The sequence below is a fragment of the Bacillus sp. FSL W8-1143 genome, assembly GCF_037965155.1.
GTDB lineage: Bacteria > Bacillota > Bacilli > Bacillales > Bacillaceae > Bacillus > Bacillus pumilus.
This window is the reverse complement of record NZ_CP150182.1, coordinates 2,740,177-2,763,221: the sequence shown is the minus strand read 5'-3', so window position 1 is coordinate 2,763,221 and position 23,045 is coordinate 2,740,177. Positions and strand designations below refer to the sequence as shown.

Below are 23,045 nucleotides of genomic sequence, written 5' to 3'. Positions count from 1 at the left end.
TGAGGGATTTCACATGCATGTATTTAAAGACTATTATCATAATACGGTCAAGCTCTCCTTTGAAGAGAAGCCTTTTTCAAGTCATCCAAAGCATGTTTGGGCTATCTGCCGTTACCAGGGGAAATGGCTGCTCACTGAACATGAGGATCGGGGCTATGAGTTTCCAGGAGGGAAAGTTGAGCCAAATGAAGAAGCAGACCAAGCCGCTATACGTGAGATTCAAGAAGAGACGGGTGCTGTTGTTCGTGAATTAACGTATATTGGTCAGTATCAGGTGCTAGGCAGAGAAAAGGTCATCGTAAAAAATATTTATTTCGCTGATATTGAAAGGCTAGTGAAGCAAGACACGTATTTTGAAACGAAAGGACCTGTTCTTTTCGCAGACTTGCCAAGATCCATCGCAAAAAATAAGAATTTCAGTTTTATTATGAAAGATGATGTGTTAAGACAAAGTCTTGCTTATTTAGAAAAGAACGGTTTGATTCGTTAAAAAAAGCGCAGGGAGATCTCCCTGTGCTTTTTATTTTTGGAGAAAACGGCGTTCGAGCCATTCCACAAGCTGGTACATGATGGTCGCAAACACAGCAATAATGAAAAGACTTAAGAACACGAGTGTAAAGTTGAAGACTTGAAAGCCGTAAATGATCATGTAGCCGAGCCCTTTTGAGGATACAAGAAATTCCCCTACAATGACCCCAACCCAAGAAAGACCAACATTCACTTTGATGGCAGAAATCATCGTTGGAATACTAGCTGGCAAAATGACCTCACGAAAGACGACGCTTTTTTTCGCGCCAAAGGTTTTCATCACCTTTAAATAATTCTCATCGACCTCTTGAAAGGCAGTGTAAATGACGATCGTCGTAATGATCACACTAATGATCGCACCCATGGCGACGATGCTGATCATACCAGGTCCAAGGGCAACAATTAAAATGGGGGCGAGGGCAACTTTCGGCATGGCATTTAAAATGACTAAATAAGGATCAAGAACGTTTGCTAATCGGGTGGACCACCATAAGGCGGCAGCTAGCAAAATGCCGCAAAAGGTACCAAGTAGAAAACCGAGCACCGTTTCAAATAATGTAATACTCATATGATTCATTAAAGAACCATCTTGAATTTTTTGCACAAACAATTGGCAGACCGCAGATGGTGAACTGAAAATAAGCGGATCAATGAACCTGAAATGACTGGCAAGCTCCCAAAGCGAAAAGAAGCTGGCAAATATGATGAGCTGATAGATACGTGTGATCCGTTTTTCCATTCGGTATTTTTTGCGATAGGCTTCATGTAAAAGGTCACTGTGTTTCAACTGTTTTCAGCTCCTTCCAAATCGTTTGAAAGAGCTCTTGGAAATGCGGGGTCTGTCTCGCTTCAAATGGAGAGAGAGCCCTTATGTCGTCTGGAACGGTAAAGATTCGCTGGATAGAGCCTGGGTGCTTTGAGAATAAGAAAATGCGGTCACTCATCGCAATGGCTTCGCCAATGTCATGTGTCACAAGAACCGCTGTTTTTTGATAGTCTTTTAATGTGTGAAAGACGAGATCTTCTAATGTGAGTTTTGTTTGGTAGTCTAGCGCTGAAAATGGCTCATCTAGTAAAAGCAGACCGGGATCAACTGCAAGCGTTCGGGCGAGAGCCGCACGCTGCCTCATTCCGCCAGACAGCTCCTTCGGATATTTTTCCTCTACTTCAGGCAGTCCAAGCTTTGGCAGTAAATCAAGGGCAGCTGAGACGGACTCATGTGAATCTTGTTTCGCAATTTTTAACCCGAGAATGACATTTTCCTTGATGGTCTTCCAAGGAAACAAATAATCTTGCTGGAGCATATAGCCGATTTGATGCTCCTGTTGATTTGGTTCTTTTCCTTCGATTAAAATTCGACCTTCAGAGGGCGGCGTAATTCCTGCGATGATAGACAGCAAGGTGGTTTTTCCGCAGCCGCTGGGACCAATAAATGAGATGAATTCACCTTGGTCTATCTCCATATTGATGTGCTGTATAGCTGTTGTTTTTTCTTTTAAAGAGAAGTACGTATGGGTCACATGGTCAATTTGAAGGAAAGACATGTGCTACCTCCTATTCTATTTGTGATCTGTGACCTTCTTTGCAATGGATGAATCGACAAGTTGTTTGTACGGAATAAATTCCGGCAATTCACCGCTCTCCTTCATGATTTCCTGCAATTTGTTCCATTCTTCTTCATTTAGAAGGGGATCTGTTGCATAGGAATCTTGCTGTTTGTAGCGTTTGATGGCAGTTGATAAGACATCAAGGTCTGTATCAGGAAAATGAGCTTGAATGGCCTTTGCAATCTCCTCAGGCTGCTTGGTTTCTACCCATTTCTGCGCTTTGTAAATGGCTCGGGTGAAGGCTTCAGCGGTCTCTTTGTTTTCCTCTAAGTAACTCTTCTTTGCCATGAAGGTGGTATATGGCACCTTGCCAGAAGCTTCTCCAAAGGAGGCGGTAATGTACCCTTTACCTTCTTTTTCGAGTAAGGAAGCGGTCGGTTCGAATAACTGTACAAAATCGCCAGTTCCAGAGGAGAACGCACCTGAAATGTTGGCAAAATCAATATTTTGAATCATACGAAGATCCTTTTTTACATCAATGCCTTCTTTTTTCAAGACATATTCACCGACCATTTGCGGCATTCCGCCTTTCCGCTGTCCTAAGAAATCTTTACCTTTTAATTGATCCCAAGAGAATTGGTTTACTTTCTCCCTTGAAACAAGAAATGTGCCGTCTGTTTGCGTCAGCTGTGCAAAGTTTATGACAGAATCCTTTGTGTCTTGAGCCTCTACATAGATAGAGGATTCAGACCCGGTCAGTGCGATATCAGCACCGCCTGATAAGAGAGCTGTCATTGTTTTATCGCCGCCCCAAGTGGTTTTTAGTTCAACCTCCAGGCCTTCTTCTTTGAAGAAATCCTCTGATAAGGCGACATATAGCGGAGCATAAAAGACCGAATGGGTCACCTCAGCTACTTGTACGGTCTGCTCCTGTTCTTTTTTACAGGCGACAAATGGAATAAAGAGCAGGACGACGACGATGAATGCCAGTCTGACTTTGATGGAACGATTCAAGAGTAATTCGCCTCCTTTGTTCTAGATCACTATTAAAGTATGTGAAAAGGGATTTTTGGTGAGTGCCTAGATGAAAATAAGAAGCGCATTGTTTATTTATAGAACGCGTCTTTTTTTCTATACTAGAGGCATGAAGGCTTTCTTGAATTTGGCAGAAATAAAGGAGCGGTTTCGTGTATAGATTGAGTTGGGTATTTATTGGATGGTATTTAGTAGGTCTGATCTTAATGGTCTTTTTTGAAGTGCCAGCATGGCTTCAGTTTGCAAACGGAATCTTTCTTGTGCTGTATGCTTGCTGCGTCATAGAGATTGGGCGACAGATTTATGGCTCCTGGGGATTTGTCATCAAAAGGGCAGTCATTGTCGGGGTGCTTACATTTACGGTGGAGTGGGTAGGGATCACAACGGGGTTCCCATTTGGGGCCTATGACTATTATCCGACGCTAGGTTTTCTAGTGGCGGGGGTGCCGTTAACCATTGCATTTGCTTGGGTTGGCGTGTTTTTAAACAGCCTTTTTTTATCCAATCAGCAGTCAAAGTGGAGACGAGCCGTCGAAACGGGGATATGGATTGTGTTGCTTGACCTCATATTAGATCCAGTAGCAGCTGAGCGGAAGTTTTGGGTGTGGTATGACGGCGGTGGGTTTTATGGTATTCCTTTTGAGAATTTTGTGAGCTGGGGTATGATTGGAGCAGGACTTTCATTTCTTTTCCCGCTTGTCTCAATTGATCAAAAGGCACTCAGCTGGACGAGTCGTATTTATCAGGCGATGGTGTTCTTTTTTGGTCTTTTGGCATTAAAGGGCGGACTCGATGTCATTTTTTATTTAGCATTGATCATTGTCATTTTGTGTGAAGGAAGGGTTCGATTTGAAAGAAAGCGACAAAAGCCGATCGTTTAGACGTCTATTTTCACTTTATCTAGAGCGCTATTTGCTCCATAAGCATTTCCGCTGTGTGATGATGAAAGGCTCGGTGGACCCGAAGGAAAACCTGCCTGTTCTTTATCTCGCCAATCATAGCTCATGGTGGGATGGACTGATCATTTTTCTTTTAACAGAAAAAGCGTCTGAACTTGATCACTACATGATGATGGAAGAGAAGCAGCTGAAGCAATATGCTTTTTTCCGTAAGCTTGGGGCGTTTCCGGTTCATAAAGAGAACCTGAGAAGCGTGAAACAAGCTTTAATGACAGCAAAAGAGAACATGCAGGACGGCGGAGCGGTATGGCTTTTTCCACAGGGGAAAATTATGCATCAGGACGTGAGACCGCTTGAACTGGAAGGCGGGGCTTCTTTTTTAGTGAGGCAATTTGAGCAAGTCGTGGTGAAGCCTGTAACCTTGCAGTATACATTTAATCAATATCAAAAGCCGATAGTTTCTGTTGTGTTCGGTGATGATGCCATCGTATCTGGAAGCTCCCTGCGAAGCAAGGATATGACGCGTATGCTTGGCGATCTGCTTGAAACGCAGTTAAACAGGCATCAAGCACAGGTCATTGCGGATCCTGATTTTTCAATAAACGAAGAATTTAAACAGATCACAAGGACAAGTCAGTCAACAAGTGATGCGTTTGATTCTTTTAAAAAGTGGGTGAGAACATGGCGCTCTTCTTAACCGTAATCAGTGTGCTGCTGCTTTGCCAGTTTCTATTCACCATATGGAATATGAAGCAGTTTCCCGTGTTAAAGCCCGCTTCCTTTTCATCAGATGAACCCATTTCGTTATCGATACTGATTCCGGCTAGAAATGAGGAGAAACGGATAGAAGCCTGTCTTCAGTCGATCGTTAATCAGCGTCTTTATCCGAAAGAGGTGATTGTACTTGATGATCATTCGACCGATCAGACAAGAGCGATTGTGGAGCGCTTCTCACAAACATATCCATGGATTCGTGTGCAGTCAGGCCGGCCGTTAAAGCCAGGCTGGCTAGGAAAATCATACGCCTGTTCTCAGCTCGCTGAGGTGGCGGCTTCTGATTGGCTGCTTTTTTTAGATGCGGATGTCCGGTTGAAACGGGGAGCATTTGAAGCTGTGTACGAGCAGTTATGCGCGCAAAAAACGGGCATGCTGTCAGGCTTCCCCGAACAAAAAACAGGCACTTTCTTTGAGCATCTTGTCGTTCCCATGATGATGTTTACGATTGGCTGTCATCTGCCTGTGAAGTGGGTTAGAAAATCAAAGAATCCGGCTTTTGCCGCCGCGCATGGAGGCTTTATTGCCATTGAAAAGAGTTGCTATCACAATATCGGCGGGCATGAAGCGATTAAGGATTCGCTAGTGGATGATATGGCATTGGCTAGACGGGTGAAGGAACAAGGCTTTCCGTTCACACTAGCAAGCATTCATCCATTTGTGTATATGAGAATGTATGAGAGTGGACAAGAGGTATGGGAAGGTTACAGGAAAAATTTGTTTCCAGGTGTCAATCGAAGCATTGCTTTGTTAAGCAGTGTCTTTTGTTTATACACCCTGCTTTATTTGGCTCCTGTCATTTGCTTGATGCTGGCTTTGCTGCAGCTGAATGTGCTCAGTATATGCTTAGCCATTCTTTGCTACGGACTGGGTGTGTCGATCAAAGCGGCAATTGATATTGAGAACGGAAGAACATCTGCAATGGCCTTTTTATTACCGATCAGCATTTTAAGTCTGATCGCCATTGGCCTTGCTTCTATGAAAATCGGGCTGAAAAAAGAAGGGTATGAATGGAAAGGGAGAAGGTACGAATGAAAAAAGTGATCATCATCGGCGGCGGGCTTGGCGGATTATCAGCAGCGATCCGCTTACAGTCACGCGGAGTCCAGGTCACCATATTAGAAAAAGAAGCGGCTTTAGGCGGGAAATTGCAGCGTCATCAGGGGGCTGGCTACTCTTTTGATCTAGGACCGAGTACCATTACAATGAAGTCATACTTTGAGGAAGTGTTTGTTTCCTGTCATAGACGGATGGAGGATTACGTCACATTTTATCCGATTTCTCCTCTGACCAAAAATGTTTTTTCAGATGGACATACGGTCGAATTTACGCCGAATATTGAACAGATGGAATCGCAAATTGCAGCATTCAGTCCTGAAGATGCGAAGCAATACCGTGCATTTTTACAGGAATCAAAGATGCTTTTTCAAAAGGCTGAGGATCAGTTTTTAAATCGCTTGTTATTGACGTGGAAGGATAAGGCGGACGTAAAGCTCGTGAAAGCCCTTCTCTCTGTTAAACCGTTTACAACCGTTCAACGCTTGCTGCGTCAATATTTCCATCATCCGCATACATTGGCGATGTTTGGACGGTATGCTACTTACATCGGCTCTTCTCCCTATCAGGCTCCGGCTATTTTTAATATGATGGCGTATTTAGAAGGGGAGAAAGGGATATATGGAATAAAGGGCGGTACATATCGTTTAGTTGAAGCATTTGAGACTTTGGCAAAGGAATTAGGCGTACAGATTCACCTGAATGAACAAGTCAACAAGATTCATGTGAAGGACCGGCGAATCAAAGGAGTAGAAACGGCTCACCAGATGTATGAAGCAGATCAAGTCATTGCCGGAGCGGACGCGCTGACTGTCTACCGCCATCTGATTGATGAAAAAGACCGCCCAAGCTTTTTAAATCAAAAGCTTACTGCCATTGAACCGTCACTATCTGGCTTTGTTCTCTTATTAGGTGTACCTAAAGTCTATGAACAGCTGTCCCATCACAATGTGTTTTTCCCAGAGAATTATGAGCAAGAATTCAAGGATATTTTTCAGAAAAAACAACTGCCTCAGGATCCAACGCTTTACATCTGTTATTCAGGTCATTCAGAACCAGCTTTAAGCGGAGGACCGGGAAGAAGCAACTTGTTTGTACTGGCGAATGCGCCTTATGTGACAAATGAGCACGATTGGGACATGCTAAAGGAGACATACCCGCAGCATATGAAAACAAAATTAAAGAAAAAGGGTCTCTTTGATCTGGATAAGGTGGCCGAATATGAAGCGGTTCAAACTCCGCTTGATCTGCAGCAGAAAACGGGCGCATATCATGGAGCCATTTATGGTATGTCTTCCAACTCGTTCAAGCAGGCGTTCTTCCGCATCAATAATCAGTCAAAGGACATTGAAGGGCTATGGTTTGTTGGAGGAACGAGTCATCCAGGCGGCGGCACGCCGATGGTGACTAAATCAGGCCAGCTCGTTGCAGAAGCGATCATCAAGCATTTGACGTAAGAACAGATGAAAAGGAGAGAAATCAAGTGATTGTGGAAAAAAGAAGGTTTCCGTCCCCCCATCCGCATATTCACTTATTTACAGTGACCTATGAGGCAGATGGACTTCGGATCAAAGGGCTGCTCGCAGAACCGGCCGGAGAAGGTCTCTATGACGGCTTTTTGTATTTAAGAGGCGGCATAAAAAATGTGGGAATGGTCAGACCAGGCCGGATTGTGCAATTTGCCGCGCAGGGATTTGTTGTATTTGCGCCCTTTTACCGAGGAAATCAGGGAGGCGAAGGGAACGAAGACTTTGCCGGAGAGGACCGGAAAGATGCTTTTGCTGCCTTTCAGTTGTTAAAGCATCATAAAAAGGTGAAGCAGGAGAGTATTCATATCTTTGGTTTTTCGCGCGGAGGCATTATGGGCATTTGGACCGCTGTTGAAATGAAACAGGAGGCCGCTTCCTTTGTGACATGGGGAGGCGTCAGTGATATGAAGCTCACCTATGAAGAGCGTGTGGATATGAGAAGGATGATGAAACGTGTGATTGGCGGTCCCCCGCACAAAGTGCCAGAGGCCTATGAGGATAGAACGCCTTTAAATGATGTAGACAAAATTGAAGCGCCTGTTCTCATCATCCACGGAGAAGAGGATCAGAATGTATCCATTGAGCATGCGTATTTATTAGAAGATGCGCTGCGCCAGCACGGAAAGTCAGTGGAGACTTGGTATTTCCATGGATACAACCATTATTTTCCGCCGCAGCATAATCGGGAAATTGTCAGAAGGCTGACGACGTGGATGCACAGCCGGAAAAACGGAAATGTGGTAAAATAAGCAGTATAACGAAATTTAGAAAGTAGGGGGATTTTCAATATGGGAATGCCTGTTGAATTTAATACAATGATTGTCACAAAGGGAAAAGAGACAAGAATTGAAGAGAATGTATTTGAACTCATGAAGGAAGGGTACCGCATTTATCCATTAAATATTCCGCTTGAGGTGCGTAAAACGAAAGACGGAGAAAAAACAGGGACAGCACACGTTGAAAAGCTAGAGCTTACAGACAATGTGACAAAGGTCACTTACCGTCTCGTCTCATTACATTCAACAAACTAACAAAAAAAGCTGAGGGAATGATTCCCCTCAGCTTTTGTCATTTGATTATACGAGTGGTCCGCCTTTGGCTTCAATGTCACTTGCTGCGTGGCTGAATTTTTGGAAGTTCTTTTTAAATTCATTGGCAAGGAAGTGTGCTTTTTCTTGATAAGCCTCTTGGTCATCCCATGTTTTAGAAGGTTGAAGCACTTCATCTGGAACGCCAGGAATATGAAGCGGGATGTGTAATCCAAAGATGTCATCAGTGATCATTTCGGCGTTGTCGAGGTCGCCTTCGATCGCTGCTTGCACCATTGCTCTTGTATGCGCTAGGTTCATACGATTGCCTGTACCATAGCCTCCGCCAGTCCAACCTGTATTCACAAGGAATACTTTTGCGCCGTGCTCATCAATTTTCTTGCCAAGCATTTCAGCATAGACGTGAGCTGGAAGCGGCAAGAATGGTGAACCGAAGCAAGTAGAGAATGTCGTTTCTGGTGATGTGACACCGCGCTCAGTTCCTGCTAATTTACTTGTGTAACCGCTCAAGAAATGGTACATCGCCTGTTCTTTTGTTAAACGGCTGATTGGAGGTAAAACGCCAAATGCATCAGCTGTTAAGAAGACAATGGCAGATGGGTGTCCTGCGATACTTGGCGTCACGATGTTATCAATCATTTCGATTGGGTAAGCAGCGCGTGTGTTTTCAGTAAAGAACGTGTCATCATAATCCGCTTCACGTGTTTCTTCATCAAGCACAACATTTTCAAGAACTGATCCGAAGCTGATGGCTTTGTAGATTTGCGGTTCTTTTTCTTCGCTTAAGTTCACACATTTCGCATAGCATCCGCCCTCAATATTGAAGACTCCTGAGCCAGACCAGCCGTGTTCATCGTCACCGATCAGCTTGCGGCTTGCGCTTGCAGAAAGCGTCGTTTTCCCAGTACCTGAAAGGCCGAAGAATAGTGCGACATCGCCTTCTTGACCGACGTTTGCTGAGCAGTGCATGGATAAAATATCTTGCTCAGGAAGCAGGTAGTTCATGACAGAGAAGATGGACTTTTTCATCTCTCCTGCATACTCTGTTCCACCGATCAGAATGGTACGTTTTTCAAAAGAAACGATAATAAACGTTTCAGAGTTTGTGCCATCTGTTTCAGGATCTGCTTTAAAATGCGGTGCAGATAAGATGGTAAACGGTTTTTCGTTTGAAGAAGGTGTTGATCCGTCAGGTCTGATGAATAGCTGCTTTGCAAAGAGATTGTGCCATGCAAATTCGTTTACCACTGTAATTGGCATACGGTATCTTTCATCTGCACCGGCAAATCCTTCAAAGACGAATAGTTCATCACGTTCTTTTAAGTATGAAACAACCTTTGTATATAAACGGTCAAATGCTTCTTTAGAAATCGGCTGGTTGACTTGACCCCAATCAATTTTATGTTCAGAGCTTTCTTCTTTCACGATAAATTTATCTTTAGGCGAACGTCCTGTGTAGGCACCCGTTGTAGCACGGACAGCTCCTGTTGATGTTAAAACGCCTTCATCACGTGCCAAAATCTTTTCAACAAGTTTCGGAACAGATAAATTTTGGTGCGTATTTTCTAATGAGAGCAATGACTGCAAATCTTCTTTTAAATCCACTGAGTTCATAAAAAACCCTTCCTTTACCGTTGAATTTGTTTTGTTTCGATTAGTATAACACATTCATAACAATAGTCTATACTATTTAAATATTTTTGTGTGTGTTTTTTCATTTCTGCTATGAAAATATGCTTTTTGGTGATGCTAATATTGAGGTGAAAAAAGGGGAAGAAAATTCTGATGAAGCATTGACATGATGCAAGTATTTAAGATAAGATATCTTATTGAACGGATACTCTTATCCCGAGTTGGTGGAGGGACAGGCCCGATGAAGCCCAGCAACCGGTTTCTTATGAAAAGGCATGAATATGCTGAGAAACCAAGGTGCTAACCTGATGCAAGGTACAAGAACACCTTGAGCGATAAGAGTGAAAGGCATGCGATCTCAGACCCTTTCCTCGCAATGAAGGAAATGGTTTTTTTATTTTTGGGATATCATATGAACAAATTGCCAATAACATCTCTAATAGAAACGTTTTCAAATATAAGAGGGAACGAGTTCCGTATCATATTGGAGACCTCATCTTGGGATGATGTGGTCTTGTACAGGAGGAAATAGCCATTATGAGTCAAAATCGTCGTTTATTTACTTCAGAATCAGTGACGGAAGGACATCCGGATAAAATCTGTGATCAAATTTCAGACAGCATTTTGGATGAAATTTTAAAGAAAGATCCAAATGCACGTGTTGCCTGTGAAACTTCTGTTACAACGGGTCTCGTATTAGTAAGCGGAGAAATTACAACGTCTACTTATGTCGATATTCCAAAGACGGTGCGTGACACGATTAAGGAAATTGGCTACACGCGTGCGAAATATGGTTTTGATGCGGAAACATGTGCAGTGCTCACATCTATTGATGAACAGTCTGCTGATATTGCGCAAGGTGTAGACAAAGCGCTTGAAGCACGTGAAGGCACAATGACTGAAGAAGAACTTGATGCGATTGGTGCAGGTGACCAAGGATTGATGTTTGGTTTTGCCAACAACGAAACCGAAGAACTTATGCCGCTGCCGATTTCACTAGCGCATAAATTATCTCTCCGTTTAACTGAAGTACGCAAGGATCAAACACTTGCTTATCTACGTCCAGATGGAAAAACACAAGTAACAGTAGAATATGATGACCAAAATAAACCTGTTCGTATTGATACAGTGGTTATTTCAACGCAGCATGCACCAGAAGTAACGCTTGAACAAATTCAAAGCGACTTAAAAGAGCATGTCATCCGCCCTGTCGTTCCAAGTGAACTAATTGATGAACAGACAAAATACTTTATTAACCCAACTGGCCGTTTCGTGATCGGTGGACCTCAAGGGGATGCTGGTTTAACTGGACGTAAAATCATCGTTGATACGTATGGCGGATACGCTCGTCATGGCGGCGGTGCTTTCTCTGGGAAGGACGCAACAAAGGTTGACCGTTCTGCGGCATACGCTGCTCGTTACGTAGCGAAAAACATCGTAGCTGCTGGCCTTGCAGATTCTTGTGAAGTACAGCTTGCTTATGCAATTGGTGTTGCACAGCCTGTATCGATTTCAATTGATACTTTCGGAACAGGAAAAGCTTCTGAAGAAAAATTAATTGAAGTGGTTCGTGCGAACTTCGATCTTCGTCCAGCTGGCATTATTAAAATGCTTGACCTGCGTCGTCCGATCTACAAACAAACAGCTGCATACGGACATTTCGGCCGTCATGATTTAGATCTTCCGTGGGAAAAAACGGATAAAGCCGATACGCTTCGCAAGGAAGCATTAGGACAATAACAACATATAAAACCGCTTATTTTAAGCGGTTTTCCTTTTGATTAAAAAAAATTCTACAAAAAGCGAAAAAATGTGAAACAAAATCGGACAAATAACTGTCTAATTATAGGTCTACTTTTAAGAAATAACATAACGTGGAGGCAATAATATGTGTGGGTTTGTTGGTGTGTTTAATCACCGTCCATTGTCCGAAACTACTGAGCAGGAAGAGTTAATTAAACAAATGAATCGTCTCATCGTTCACCGTGGTCCGGATGATGAGGGGTACTTTCATGATGAGCATGTAGGATTTGGATTTAGACGTTTAAGTATTATAGATGTTGAACACGGAAAGCAGCCGCTTTCTTATGAAGATGAAAAGTACTGGATTATTTTTAACGGGGAAATTTATAACTATGTGGAGCTGAAGGAAGAGCTTGTGAAAAAGGGCTATACGTTCAGCACAGATTCTGATACGGAAGTACTGCTTGCCACATACCGTCATTATAAAGAAGAAGCGGCTTCTAAGCTTCGCGGCATGTTTGCATTTTTAATTTGGGATAAAGAAGCGCAGCAATTATATGGCGCAAGAGATCCTTTTGGCATCAAACCGCTTTATTTCACACAAATGGATGAGCAAGTGTACTTTGCGTCTGAGCGCAAAAGCTTGATGGCTGTGAACGAGAACATTTTATTTGATGAGACTTCATTGCAGCAGTACATGTCGTTCCAATTCGTTCCTGAGCCAAATACGCTTGATCAAAAGGTGCATAAAGTTGAGCCTGGTCATCAGTTTATTTTACGCCCAGGACAGGAGATCGAATTTAAGACATACTGGAAAGTTCAATTTAAGCCTGAGCAAACACAAGAACAGAAGCTGATTGAAGAAGTACGCGATGCAATCTATGATTCTGTGAAAGTTCACATGAGAAGTGATGTACCTGTTGGTTCATTCCTATCAGGTGGTATTGATTCTTCCTTCATCGTGTCTGTCGCAAAGGAATTACACCCTGAGCTAAAGACATTCTCTGTTGGCTTCCAGCAGGATGGCTTTAGTGAAGTCGATGTCGCGAAGGAAACAGCTGACAAGCTAGGCTTACAAAACTTCAGCGCCGTCATTTCTCCAGAGGAATATATGAACGAGCTTCCGAAGATTGTCTGGCATTTAGACGATCCTTTAGCTGATCCGGCAGCAATTCCATTGTATTTCGTGGCAAAAGAAGCGAAGAAACAAGTGACGGTTGTTCTTTCAGGTGAAGGAGCGGACGAGCTGTTCGGTGGATATAATATTTACCGTGAGCCTCTTTCTCTTAAACCATTTGAATCTGTACCATCTATGCTGAAAAAGCTTCTTCTTCGTCTGGCTCGTTTAATGCCAGAAGGAATGAAAGGGAAGAGCTTTATCGTTCGCGGCTGTACGCCATTAGAGGAACGTTATATCGGTAATGCGAAAATCTTTGAAGAGCCAGTGAAGAAAAATCTCCTCAAACATTATGATCCAAGCATCACATATCGTGACATAACGAAGACATACTTCGAGGAAAGCGCAGGCTACAGTGATATTAACAAAATGCAATATGTTGATATCCATACGTGGATGCGCGGAGACATCTTATTGAAAGCAGACAAGATGACGATGGCGAATTCTCTTGAGCTTCGTGTTCCATTCCTTGATAAGGTCGTTTTTGAAGCGGCTTCTAAAATTCCAGAAGAGCTGAAAACAAAAGATGGCACAACGAAATATTTATTGCGTAAAGCAGCAGAAGGCATTGTGCCTGACCATGTGTTAAACCGTAAAAAGCTTGGTTTCCCTGTGCCAATTCGTCATTGGTTGAAAAATGAGATGAATGCTTGGGCAAAAGACATCATCAAAAACAGTCAAACAGATGAATACATTAACAAAGAGTATGTGCTTGATTTATTAAATGAGCATTGTGCTGGTAAAGCAGATCATAGCCGTAAGATTTGGACCGTCCTTATCTTTATGATTTGGCACAGCATTTATGTGGAGCGCAGCATTGATCCAGAGCAGTTGAATCATCAACCGAAAGAAGTTATCTTTAGTTAATGAAAAAAGGTTTTCAGCACAAAGCTGAAAACCTTTTTTGTTATGATAGAAAGTGGCGGAAAAGGGTAAAATAACAAGCGGTTCATAGTTATTGCTTAATATCCTGAAAAAAACATGATAAAGTGAAGATAACGCGTATGATGTTAACGGGGTATAAGGGAACGATAGTATTGTCCTTTTTCTACATATTCTCTACGGATTCTGTCCATGTCTTGGATATCTTCATCTGTTAACTGCCGGACGACCTTGGCTGGACGGCCGTAAGCGAGTGATCCTTTTGGAATGATCTTTCCTTGAGGGACAAGACTACCTGCACCGATAAAGGCACCTTCGCCAATTTCTGCACCATCGAGAATGATAGACCCCATACCAATGAGGGCATTTTTTCGAATGATTGAGCTATGTAATGTGACTTGGTGTCCAATGGTAGCACCATCTTCTATTAGAAGTGTTTTTCCAGGACTTTGATGCAGACAGGATAAATCTTGAATATTGACGTTTTTTCCAATTCTCACAGGAGCGACATCGCCTCTTATGACGGTTTGGAACCACACGCTCGAATATTCTCCAATCGTGACATCTCCTGTAATGGTGGCGTTATCTGCGACAAAGACCGATTCATGAATCTCAGGTGTAAACTGATGATATGGATAAATCACTTTTTCGACTTCCTTTCTTAATACAACATTTGTGAGGTGTTTACTTTGTGGACTTGGCATGCTGAAAGACCAGTTGGTACAATTGTGATAGTACATGGTGCGAGTGAATATCACGGCCGATATAAATGGCTGATCGAAATGTGGCGAAATGCCGGCTATCACGTCGTCATGGGTGACCTGCCTGGGCAAGGGACGTCGACACGTGCGCGCGGCCACATTCGTTCGTTTCAAGAATACATTGATACAGTAGATGAATGGATCGAACATGCGAAATCATTCAGGCTTCCTACTTTTTTACTTGGACACAGTATGGGCGGACTCATTTCAATTGAGTGGGTCAAGCAGTATACCCATACGAAGATTGATGGCCTTATTTTATCATCACCTTGTTTAGGTCTGCAATTTAAACCGAAGAAGCTAATGGATTTTGCATCAAAAGGTCTAAATGTGCTGGCACCGTCCTTTAAAGTCGAGTCAGGGCTGTCGATTGAACTAGCCACACGAAATCAGGCTGTGATTGAGGCAGACTCAAATGATTCCCTTTACGTAACAAAAGTGTCGGTTCGCTGGTACCGAGAGCTGATCAAAAATATTGATGCGGCCATGCAGCCTACGAATGTCTTTAAATCGATTCCGCTCCTTTTAATGCAGGCGGGCGATGATAAGATCGTCGATAAAACGAGGGTGATCAAATGGTTCAATGGCATTGAATCAACCAATAAATCATATCGTGAATGGGAAGAGCTGTATCACGAAATTTTTAATGAACCGGAAAGAGAAGATGTGTTTAAGGCAGCAAGAGCCTTTACAGATCAATATATTTGATGGTGAGCTTTAAGTTAGGGGTGGATTGATTTGTCAGTACCAGAGCGTCCTTTTGCACTGATGACAAAGGTGTATAAAGATATTTTTCCGCTTGTTCATCAGGAGCTAAAAAAGTGGCGGGCTCATGCAGAAATGATTGAAAATGAAGAACTGCGTACGCAGGCGTTAGCGAGCATATCGAGTAAAACCTTCCACTGCGAAGGCGGAGGTATTTTATCTCTTCTAGCAGGTGAGGCGAAAGAAACGTGTATTGAATTCATTGTGGCGTATCAAACCATCAGTGATTACTTAGATAACCTGTGTGACCGCAGTACGTCGCTTGATCCAAAAGATTTTCATATGCTGCATCAAGCGATGAGAGATGCGCTTGATATTCATGCTGAGCTCAAGCCTTACTACCAATTCCGTGATGATCAAGAGGATCATGGGTATTTACACTCGCTTGTCCGCACATGCCAAGACGTGCTGTCGCGTCTTAAGCATTATCCGATCATTCAGCCATATTTACACACGCTGTGCGATTACTACAGTGATTTGCAAGTACATAAACACGTCGTTCCTCATGAGCGGGTTCCGCGGCTAGAATCGTGGTTCCGCCAATATGAAAAGGATTTGCCTAAGATGGAATGGTATGAATTTTCAGCTTGTGCAGGATCAACGTTAGGAATTTTCTGTCTTGTGGCGTACGCGCTGCAACCGGACTTTACAGAAAAGCAGGCGAAGCAAATTTATGAAAGTTATTTCCCTTATATTCAAGGTCTGCACATTTTACTTGATTATTTAATTGACCAAGAAGAAGACCGGCTTGGAGGAGATCTGAACTTTTGCTCCTACTATGCCTCTCATCATGAGATGATGGATAGACTTCAGCATTTTATTGAAAAAGCGGATGAGCAGCTGAAAGGCATTCCGCACGAAAACTTTCACAAATTAATTAACAGAGGATTATTGGCAGTCTATTTGTCCGATGAAAAAGTGACAGCCCAAAAAGAGATGAATAAGCTGGCAAAACGGCTGATCAAATCAAGCGGGAAAACATCGTTCTTTTTCTATATCAACGGAAGAGCTTACCGGACCTATCAGAAAATGCCTTGGATGAAATCCTCATAAAAAAGCTCAAATCCATTAGGATTTGAGCTTTAGCTTTTTTTCAATGGCGACCACAAAAGGCGGGTCGTTTTGAATATTCATGTATTGATATGATAAAACTTGTACCTCTTCATGAGGAAGTGATCTGCAATAGTCGAGAAGCACTTCTTTTTCTTTTTTCCCTTCGGGGTGTCCATGATAAATCACAAGGACGATCAGACCTCCGGGTTTAAGCCAGTCGAGGAGCTGCTCAATGGCTTCAATGGTTGTATCGGCCTGAGTAGTGACGGCTTTATCGCCTCCGGGCAAGTACCCAAGGTTAAACACCGCGCCAGAGATATGTCCATAAACATCCCTTGGCAGGTGTTGAGCCAGTTTTTCATGACCATCGTGAATGAGATGAACATATGGATATCCCTCACCAAGTCTTTTACGCGTCTGCTGTATGGCTTCTTCTTGTACGTCGAATGCGAAAACTTGTCCATCATGACCAACAAGATCAGCTAAATAGAGTGTATCGTGGCCATTTCCCATCGTTGCATCAATGACGATGTCGCCTTTTTGACAAGCCCGTTCTAACAGCTCTTTACTAAAAGGGAGCATGCGTTTCAAGATCATTTTGCGGCTTCTTCCAATCTGACGAAACGTTTTCCTTGGTAGCTGTTACGTCTTTCAAGCTCAGCATTAATGGCATTTAATACTTCCCACTTGTTTACACTCCACATTGGACCAACCATTAATTCAATCGGGCCATCGCCTGTAATACGATGAATAATCATTTCTGGCGGCAGGATCTCCAGCTGATCACAAACAAGCTGGACATATTCTTCCTGGCTTAGAAACTCCAATTTGCCTTTTTCATATTGCTTGACCATTGGGGTTCCTTTTAAAAGGTGAAGCAAATGAATTTTAATTCCTTGCACATCTAAATCAGCAACAGCTTTTGCTGTCTCCATCATCATGTCCCGGTTTTCAAGAGGCAAGCCGTTGATGATATGCGAGCAGACACGAATGCCGTGTTTTCGCAGTTTTTCTACACCTTCTACGTAGCATTCATAATCATGGGCACGGTTAATGAGCATCGCTGTCCGTTCATGAACCGTTTGAAGACCAAGCTCTACCCAGAGATAAGTCCGCTCATTTAATTCAGCTAAATACTCCACCACGTCATCTGGCAGGCAGTCAGGTCTTGTCGCAATAGATAAGCCAACCACACCATCCAAATTCATCACGGTTTCAAATTTTTCCTTTAAAACAGGAAGCGGGGCGTGTGTGTTTGTATACGCCTGAAAATACGCCATATATTTTCCGTCTTTCCATTTTGTATGCATCCGGTCTTTGATTTCGTTAAATTGAGTGACGAGATCATCCGCCCGGTTTCCTGCAAAGTCACCAGATCCTGCGGCACTGCAAAATGTACAGCCTCCATGGGCTACAGTACCATCACGGTTTGGGCAGTCAAAGCCACCGTCTAAGGCCACTTTAAAAACTTTATGACCAAAGTGTTCTCGCAAATGATAGTTCCATGTGTGATAGCGTTTTTCGCTGTTTGAATATAAAAAAGGGTTATGCTGATCCAAGTCAGTAACCTCCTTGCGTAATAATAGGCATCCTTAAAGTTTAACAAAAATCATGAAGGAGGACAATTGAATCTGTCCAACATTTTCTTTAGTGAAAAAGCTTTACGTGGGCAAAATAGGCGGGAGCAATGATGAAATGGAGGGAATGCAGGATGGCAACAAGGCAGTCAATCGATGAATTTATCCAAAAAAGTACTGAAACCCTTGAGTTTGCAAATGAGCAATTTGATTTGAACTTACGCCAAGAGCATTATAATGAGGACGAATTTTCTAAGGCACAGCTTATGCTTGAAGATGCGGTGAACGAATTAGAAAAATTAAAGGATGTCGCCAATGACCAGCAAAGAGAGCGGTTAGACAGGGCACGTGTTCAAATGCAAAGCTTGCAAAATCAAATGATTTTAGGCATTTCTTACGACAACGAATGATGAACAGATCCTTTTTTAAAGGGTCTGTTTTTTATTTTTTGAAAGGCTATTGACTTTTTATTTAAGTGTCTATATTGTATTAAGTGTACTATATCAACTAATACACTAAAGACACTTAAAAAGTGAAGAAAGGTGTTTAACCATGAAAAAAGAAAAAAAACCAATCAATTTGAAGTGGATGGTGCTGGCTGTTGCGTTAGCATGTACATTTTTTTTCGTTCTCGTTTTCATTGGTTTTGAAGTTCAAAAAGATTTGATACTTAATTCAATCCCTTTAATGCAAGGGCATGAACATGCAATAGGACTGCAAAAGCATGAATGAGGAAAGAGGGAGCCATCATGATTCAAATAGATCCACGAAGCGCTGCGCCAATATATGAACAAATCATTGAGCAACTCAAAATTTTATGTCTAAAAGGTGTAATGAAACCTGGTGACAAACTGCCCTCTGTCAGAGAGCTCGCCACTATTATCATCGCCAATCCGAACACCGTCAGTAAAGCATATAAGGAGCTTGAGCGGGAAGGGATTATTGAAACACTAAGAGGGCGCGGTACGTATGTAACAGAAGAGGCTCGGTTAAAGCTGAATGAAGGGAAGGTATTGGAGATGAAGGAGCAATTAAGACAACTCATTATAGAAGCTCATTATGCCGGTATTGATATTCAACAACTGAAGGAATGGATAGAAGAGATTGGCTCAAGTCTCGAGGGAGGAAATAAAGTTGATTGAGGTTAGAAATGTATCGAAGACATTAAATGGACGTGAAGTACTCAGTAACGTTTCCTTCAAAATAGGCGAAGGTGAGATCTTTGGTTTGCTTGGCAGGAATGGCTCTGGTAAAACAACACTTCTCCGCTTGATTCAGCAAATTCTTCTTCCAGATGAAGGAGAGATTTATTTTAAAGACGTGCTTGTGAAAGACCACCCGTTAGTAAAGCAAAATATTGTGTATATGCCAGTCGTCAATCCCTACTTTGACAGATACAATTACGGGCAGCTTGTCCAGCTGTTAAAGCATATTTACCCGAAGTTTGACGTGACATATGCCAATGAGCTTGTGAATCGCTATGAAATTCCGGAAAAAGTGAAATATCGTGAACTATCGACAGGGTTAAAAAAGCAGCTCTCATTAATTTTAAGCTTTGCGATCAAGCCAGCCGTGATTCTGTTAGATGAACCAACAGATGGTATTGATGCCGTCACAAGAAATGATGTTCTTCAGCTCATGATCGACGAGGTAGCGGAACGTGAAACGTCGATTCTCATCACATCGCACCGATTAGAGGATATTGAGCGTATGTGTAACCGAATCGGGTTTTTAGAAGGAAATCAACTCACAAGTGTCATGGATCTAGATGAATTAAAGAATGATTATGTCAAAATCCAGATGGCTTTTGAAGAAGATATGAACTTGAGTATACGAAAAAATGGCGTTGCTATATTAGATCAAGCGGGCATTTTTTATACAGCACTTATTCTTAAAACCGATGTAGAGGCCAAAGAGTACTTGAAGTCGCTGCAGCCAAAAGTATGGCATGAACTGCCTGTGAATTTAGAAGAAGTATTCATTGCAAAGTTTGGAGGGAAACGGAGATGGTAAAGCGGCAATTATTATATAAGGAATGGAAGCAATCAGAGCTGACATTTATTTTAGTGATGCTGGTTGCAGTCTTTACGACGCCATTATCCTTTTTACTGGGATACTCGTCCTTTCAAACTTGTTTAAATGATACGACATGTACAACAGTAGATGATGGTTTTTATTATAATTTCAGTTCTGATATTTTTATCGCCCTTTCATGGCTTATGGGCTTGCTTTTTGCGATTATCCAGCTGGGATATGAAAGAAATAAAGGACAAATTGATTTTACTTTATCCTTGCCGTTTAGCAGAAGTACCATTTATCATACAAAGTTTTTCTTAGGTGCCGGAATCATAACGCTTGTTCATGTGTTGTCATATTTTCTCACTTACTTACTCATATTAGGCACTCAACCAAAAGAGACGTTTGACTTTAATAGTGGTTACTTCATTGCACTCGTATCAACCTTAATGATATATAGTCTGTGTCTTGCAGCAGGTGCGTTAACAGGAAGCGCAATTAGTCAAGCCATTGTTACATTCAGTACAGCGATATTGCCATATTTATTAATTTGGCTTCCGATGTTTCATTTGGATTTTATTTTAAGAACGAATAGGCATTGGGTCGATGTCAGTTATGACTACTTTATTATGCCTATCGCCCCAATTACTTATATAACAGACCGTTTTCAATTTCGAGATATAGATAAATATCCACTTTGGTTCACTGGTGAAGAATTCATCATACCTATTGTGATGATGATTGTATTCTATCTTATTGGTTTGTTTAGCTTTATGAAGCATCCTATTGAACGAAATGGCCGTTTCTTCCTTTACTCAAAAATGGATAGACCGATTCAGATTTTGGTCATTGTCTTCGGTGTTCTAGGATTTGGATGGGTTGGATTTTCTTCTGACACTTCCATATTGGGTTATATTGTTGGCATGATCATCGGCGGCGTTGTAGGCGCACTAACAAGTTATTTCTTAATATATCGAAAAAGATAAACAGAGAGTAGGGGAGTAGAGATGATTCAAGTTCAAGCGTTAGATCATGTGTTTACAATTGGTAAAAAGGGCAGAGAGAATGAGATTCCTGTGCTGAAAGGGATTGACCTGTCCATCAAAAGAGGCGACATTGCATGTATAGTTGGGCGAAGTGGCTCGGGGAAATCTACCCTATTGAACTTAATTTCAGGATATATTACGCCAACGAGCGGACAAATTGTCATTGATGGTACCGATGTGACTGGGTTTAATGAAAAAGAATGGGCGGACTTCCGCTTAGATCACTTTGGTTTTATCTTTCAAAGCTTTCAATTGATCGGGAGCTTAACGACGTATGAAAATGTTGAACTTCCGCTCACCTTAAAAGGTGTGAAGCCGTCTGAACGAAAGGCGAAAGTAGAAGAAATGCTGAAACGAGTAGGTCTAGAACATCATGCAGGGCATTACCCAAATGAGTTGTCAGGCGGGCAGCAGCAGCGTGTGAGTATTGCAAGAGCCTTGATTTTAAATCCATCTATTATTTTAGCGGATGAACCAACAGGCAGTCTAGATTCAGAAACCGAAGGAGAAATCTTAGCCTTTATCCAGCAGCTTAATCGTGAAAAAGGAATCACGTTTGTCATTATTACACATGACGATGAAGTCGCTTCAATCGCAGATACAACGTTCCAGCTTCATGATGGTGTATTAAAGAAAGGGGAACAATCCATTGAAATTTAGAGATCAGGTCAAATTTATTAGAAGAAACATGAAGAAAAATAGATTGCGTGTGTTTATGACCATTCTTGCGACGACAATGGCATGCTCTTTCTTAATCGTTTTAGCATCTGTCGGTTTTGGTCTGCAAAAATCGGCGCAAGATGAAATCATGAAACAGCAAATCATCACAGAAGTGAAAGTGTTAGGCAAGGAAAAAGGTGACGTCAAGACAGATGATTTAAAGAAATATGATCATGTGAAATCTGTCGTCTCAAGAACGGCGCTCATTCCAACGGTAAACGTCGAGCTCGATGATCGCTCAGGTGAAACGCAGGCTGCTCTAACCGATATGAAAGAAGAAAAAGAAGCAGGGCTTGAGCTAGACCGAGGAAAAGTCCCAACATCAGCGAACGAAATTGTGGTCGGGTATCATATGGCTGAACAACTGTGGACAAAAAAAGAACGCCAAGCCTATGAAAAAAAATTAAATCAGACATCAAATGGCGAAGAAATGCCAGAGGAGCCTAAGGGCTACACGAAAGATATTTTAAATAAAGTGATTCAAGTCAAGGTACCAAAACTCAACGAAGAAAATGAAGTCGTCAAAGAAAAAACATTTGATTTCCGTGTAGTAGGTGTGTTGAAAAAGCCGAATCTGGAGTGGCAAGAGGATCATAAAATTTTTATTCCGAATGCGTATGAAAAGGAATTTGGTCAAGTACTCGATCTATCTCCTGAAGCAGGAAATGTCGAGAAAAAGACCTCTGTTTATGCAGATAAATTCGACAATGTCGGTGCACTCACGAATAAGCTGACAGATGAGGGCTATCAAGTCATCTCTGTGACGAATCAGCTCGAAGGAATGGATATGTTCTTTACAGTCTTCAAAATTGGACTTATTTTTGTTGGATGTATTGCGGTCATTATTTCTGCAATTGGTATTTTTAATACGATGACAATGGCAGTAACAGAGCGGACACAAGAAATTGGGATTATGAAAGCCATTGGCGCGAATCCATCGATTATCAAGCGAATGTTCCTCATGGAAAGTGCTTACATTGGGGTGATTGGGTCGATCATCGGTATTATCATCTCATATATCATTAGTTTCGCCGTCAATTTAATCATTCCAGCCATTTTGTCGTCCATGTCAGAGGGAGGGTCAAGCGATCAATTCTCGATCACCTTCTCCTATATTCCGCTCAGCCTTGTAATTACAGCAACAGTGATTAGCGCAGGGGTAGCAATCCTTTCAGGGCTTAACCCAGCACGTAAAGCAACAAAAACGAATGTATTAGCAGCATTAAGAAGAGAAATCTAAAAAAAGAACCTCCTAA

The 23,045-nt window shown here is 42.1% G+C and carries 25 protein-coding genes and 1 riboswitch; of the genes, 18 read left to right on the top strand and 7 right to left on the bottom strand.

Features of this window, described 5'->3' with window-relative positions:
* The first annotated feature begins 13 nt into the window (after positions 1-13).
* Entirely contained in the window at positions 14-490 is a 477-nt protein-coding gene (gene ytkD, locus NSQ36_RS14040) for an RNA deprotection pyrophosphohydrolase (protein WP_034665337.1), read from the top strand.
* 30 nt (positions 491-520) lie between these two features.
* On the opposite strand, the gene NSQ36_RS14035 is transcribed toward ytkD, so the two are convergent.
* From NSQ36_RS14035 to NSQ36_RS14025, 3 genes are read right to left on the bottom strand one after another with little or no spacing between them, the layout of a single operon-like run.
* Positions 521-1,315 (bottom strand): ABC transporter permease, encoded by a 795-nt coding sequence (locus NSQ36_RS14035; protein ID WP_003217647.1) that lies wholly within the window; start codon positions 1,313-1,315, stop codon positions 521-523.
* A complete protein-coding gene (locus NSQ36_RS14030) occupies positions 1,302-2,072 on the bottom strand; it encodes an ABC transporter ATP-binding protein (RefSeq protein ID WP_106035199.1) in 771 nt (256 codons plus the stop codon). The genes NSQ36_RS14035 and NSQ36_RS14030 overlap by 14 nt, the downstream gene beginning before the upstream one ends.
* A 15-nt stretch (positions 2,073-2,087) precedes the next feature.
* Positions 2,088-3,089 carry an ABC transporter substrate-binding protein gene (locus NSQ36_RS14025; protein ID WP_253622308.1) on the bottom strand — a complete coding sequence of 334 codons (1,002 nt, stop codon included), beginning with the start codon at positions 3,087-3,089 and terminating at the stop codon, positions 2,088-2,090.
* A gap of 173 nt (positions 3,090-3,262) precedes the next feature.
* Between NSQ36_RS14025 and NSQ36_RS14020 the strand changes: the two genes are divergently transcribed.
* From NSQ36_RS14020 to NSQ36_RS13995, 6 genes are read left to right on the top strand one after another with little or no spacing between them, the layout of a single operon-like run.
* Positions 3,263-3,991 carry a carotenoid biosynthesis protein gene (locus NSQ36_RS14020; protein ID WP_251190195.1) on the top strand — a complete coding sequence of 243 codons (729 nt, stop codon included), beginning with the start codon at positions 3,263-3,265 and terminating at the stop codon, positions 3,989-3,991.
* Positions 3,960-4,706 carry a lysophospholipid acyltransferase family protein gene (locus tag NSQ36_RS14015; protein ID WP_106035200.1) on the top strand — a complete coding sequence of 249 codons (747 nt, stop codon included), beginning with the start codon at positions 3,960-3,962 and terminating at the stop codon, positions 4,704-4,706. The genes NSQ36_RS14020 and NSQ36_RS14015 overlap by 32 nt, the downstream gene beginning before the upstream one ends.
* Entirely contained in the window at positions 4,691-5,818 is a 1,128-nt protein-coding gene (locus NSQ36_RS14010) for a glycosyltransferase (protein WP_251190196.1), read from the top strand. Before NSQ36_RS14015 ends, NSQ36_RS14010 begins: the two co-directional genes overlap by 16 nt.
* Positions 5,815-7,296, top strand: coding sequence for a phytoene desaturase family protein (crtI, locus tag NSQ36_RS14005; protein WP_226803844.1), 1,482 nt, complete (start codon positions 5,815-5,817; stop codon positions 7,294-7,296). The genes NSQ36_RS14010 and crtI overlap by 4 nt, the downstream gene beginning before the upstream one ends.
* Before the next feature lie 26 nt (positions 7,297-7,322).
* On the top strand, positions 7,323-8,117 hold the full coding sequence (locus NSQ36_RS14000; RefSeq protein ID WP_251190197.1) for a prolyl oligopeptidase family serine peptidase: 795 nt from the start codon (positions 7,323-7,325) through the stop codon (positions 8,115-8,117).
* Positions 8,118-8,156: 39 nt separating this feature from the next.
* Entirely contained in the window at positions 8,157-8,399 is a 243-nt protein-coding gene (locus NSQ36_RS13995) for a DUF2584 domain-containing protein (protein WP_003217584.1), read from the top strand.
* Positions 8,400-8,444: 45 nt separating this feature from the next.
* Here NSQ36_RS13995 and pckA read toward each other — a convergent pair whose 3' ends face one another.
* Positions 8,445-10,031: a phosphoenolpyruvate carboxykinase (ATP) gene (gene pckA / locus NSQ36_RS13990; protein WP_106033019.1), complete on the bottom strand. Its 1,587-nt coding sequence runs from the start codon at positions 10,029-10,031 to the stop codon at positions 8,445-8,447.
* 226 nt (positions 10,032-10,257) lie between these two features.
* Positions 10,258-10,391, top strand: a riboswitch (SAM riboswitch).
* Positions 10,392-10,586: 195 nt separating this feature from the next.
* Between pckA and metK the strand changes: the two genes are divergently transcribed.
* Positions 10,587-11,789, top strand: a complete 1,203-nt coding sequence (gene metK, locus NSQ36_RS13985) for a methionine adenosyltransferase (RefSeq protein ID WP_050943510.1) — start codon at positions 10,587-10,589, stop codon at positions 11,787-11,789.
* 148 nt (positions 11,790-11,937) lie between these two features.
* Positions 11,938-13,836, top strand: a complete 1,899-nt coding sequence (gene asnB / locus NSQ36_RS13980) for an asparagine synthase (glutamine-hydrolyzing) (protein ID WP_106028996.1) — start codon at positions 11,938-11,940, stop codon at positions 13,834-13,836.
* Positions 13,837-13,979: 143 nt separating this feature from the next.
* Here the strand turns inward: asnB and NSQ36_RS13975 are convergent, their stop codons facing one another.
* Positions 13,980-14,495: a gamma carbonic anhydrase family protein gene (locus NSQ36_RS13975; protein WP_310024086.1), complete on the bottom strand. Its 516-nt coding sequence runs from the start codon at positions 14,493-14,495 to the stop codon at positions 13,980-13,982.
* Positions 14,496-14,540: 45 nt separating this feature from the next.
* On the opposite strand from NSQ36_RS13975, the gene NSQ36_RS13970 reads away from it, so the two are divergent.
* Positions 14,541-15,320, top strand: coding sequence for an alpha/beta hydrolase (locus tag NSQ36_RS13970; RefSeq protein ID WP_003217757.1), 780 nt, complete (start codon positions 14,541-14,543; stop codon positions 15,318-15,320).
* Between the two features lie 30 nt (positions 15,321-15,350).
* Complete coding sequence (locus tag NSQ36_RS13965; protein WP_003217575.1) at positions 15,351-16,430, top strand: tetraprenyl-beta-curcumene synthase family protein; 1,080 nt, start codon at positions 15,351-15,353, stop codon at positions 16,428-16,430.
* A 15-nt stretch (positions 16,431-16,445) separates the two neighbouring features.
* On the opposite strand, the gene NSQ36_RS13960 is transcribed toward NSQ36_RS13965, so the two are convergent.
* Positions 16,446-17,027 (bottom strand): class I SAM-dependent methyltransferase, encoded by a 582-nt coding sequence (locus NSQ36_RS13960; protein WP_310024090.1) that lies wholly within the window; start codon positions 17,025-17,027, stop codon positions 16,446-16,448.
* Complete coding sequence (locus tag NSQ36_RS13955) at positions 17,024-17,989, bottom strand: TIGR01212 family radical SAM protein (RefSeq protein ID WP_012010971.1); 966 nt, start codon at positions 17,987-17,989, stop codon at positions 17,024-17,026. Before NSQ36_RS13955 ends, NSQ36_RS13960 begins: the two co-directional genes overlap by 4 nt.
* A gap of 152 nt (positions 17,990-18,141) precedes the next feature.
* On the opposite strand from NSQ36_RS13955, the gene NSQ36_RS13950 reads away from it, so the two are divergent.
* From NSQ36_RS13950 to NSQ36_RS13920, 7 genes are all read left to right on the top strand, one after another.
* On the top strand, positions 18,142-18,417 hold the full coding sequence (locus NSQ36_RS13950; protein WP_003217632.1) for a YtzC family protein: 276 nt from the start codon (positions 18,142-18,144) through the stop codon (positions 18,415-18,417).
* Between the two features lie 142 nt (positions 18,418-18,559).
* Positions 18,560-18,739 (top strand): hypothetical protein, encoded by a 180-nt coding sequence (locus NSQ36_RS13945; protein WP_251190200.1) that lies wholly within the window; start codon positions 18,560-18,562, stop codon positions 18,737-18,739.
* A 17-nt stretch (positions 18,740-18,756) separates the two neighbouring features.
* Positions 18,757-19,149 (top strand): GntR family transcriptional regulator, encoded by a 393-nt coding sequence (locus NSQ36_RS13940; RefSeq protein WP_003217551.1) that lies wholly within the window; start codon positions 18,757-18,759, stop codon positions 19,147-19,149.
* A complete protein-coding gene (locus NSQ36_RS13935) occupies positions 19,142-20,020 on the top strand; it encodes an ABC transporter ATP-binding protein (protein ID WP_050943515.1) in 879 nt (292 codons plus the stop codon). The genes NSQ36_RS13940 and NSQ36_RS13935 overlap by 8 nt, the downstream gene beginning before the upstream one ends.
* Entirely contained in the window at positions 20,014-21,009 is a 996-nt protein-coding gene (locus tag NSQ36_RS13930) for an ABC transporter permease subunit (RefSeq protein WP_137055388.1), read from the top strand. The genes NSQ36_RS13935 and NSQ36_RS13930 overlap by 7 nt, the downstream gene beginning before the upstream one ends.
* Positions 21,010-21,030: 21 nt before the next feature.
* A complete protein-coding gene (locus NSQ36_RS13925) occupies positions 21,031-21,729 on the top strand; it encodes an ABC transporter ATP-binding protein (RefSeq protein ID WP_044142163.1) in 699 nt (232 codons plus the stop codon).
* Positions 21,719-23,029, top strand: coding sequence for an ABC transporter permease (locus NSQ36_RS13920; RefSeq protein ID WP_251190201.1), 1,311 nt, complete (start codon positions 21,719-21,721; stop codon positions 23,027-23,029). Before NSQ36_RS13925 ends, NSQ36_RS13920 begins: the two co-directional genes overlap by 11 nt.
* Positions 23,030-23,045 lie beyond the last annotated feature (16 nt).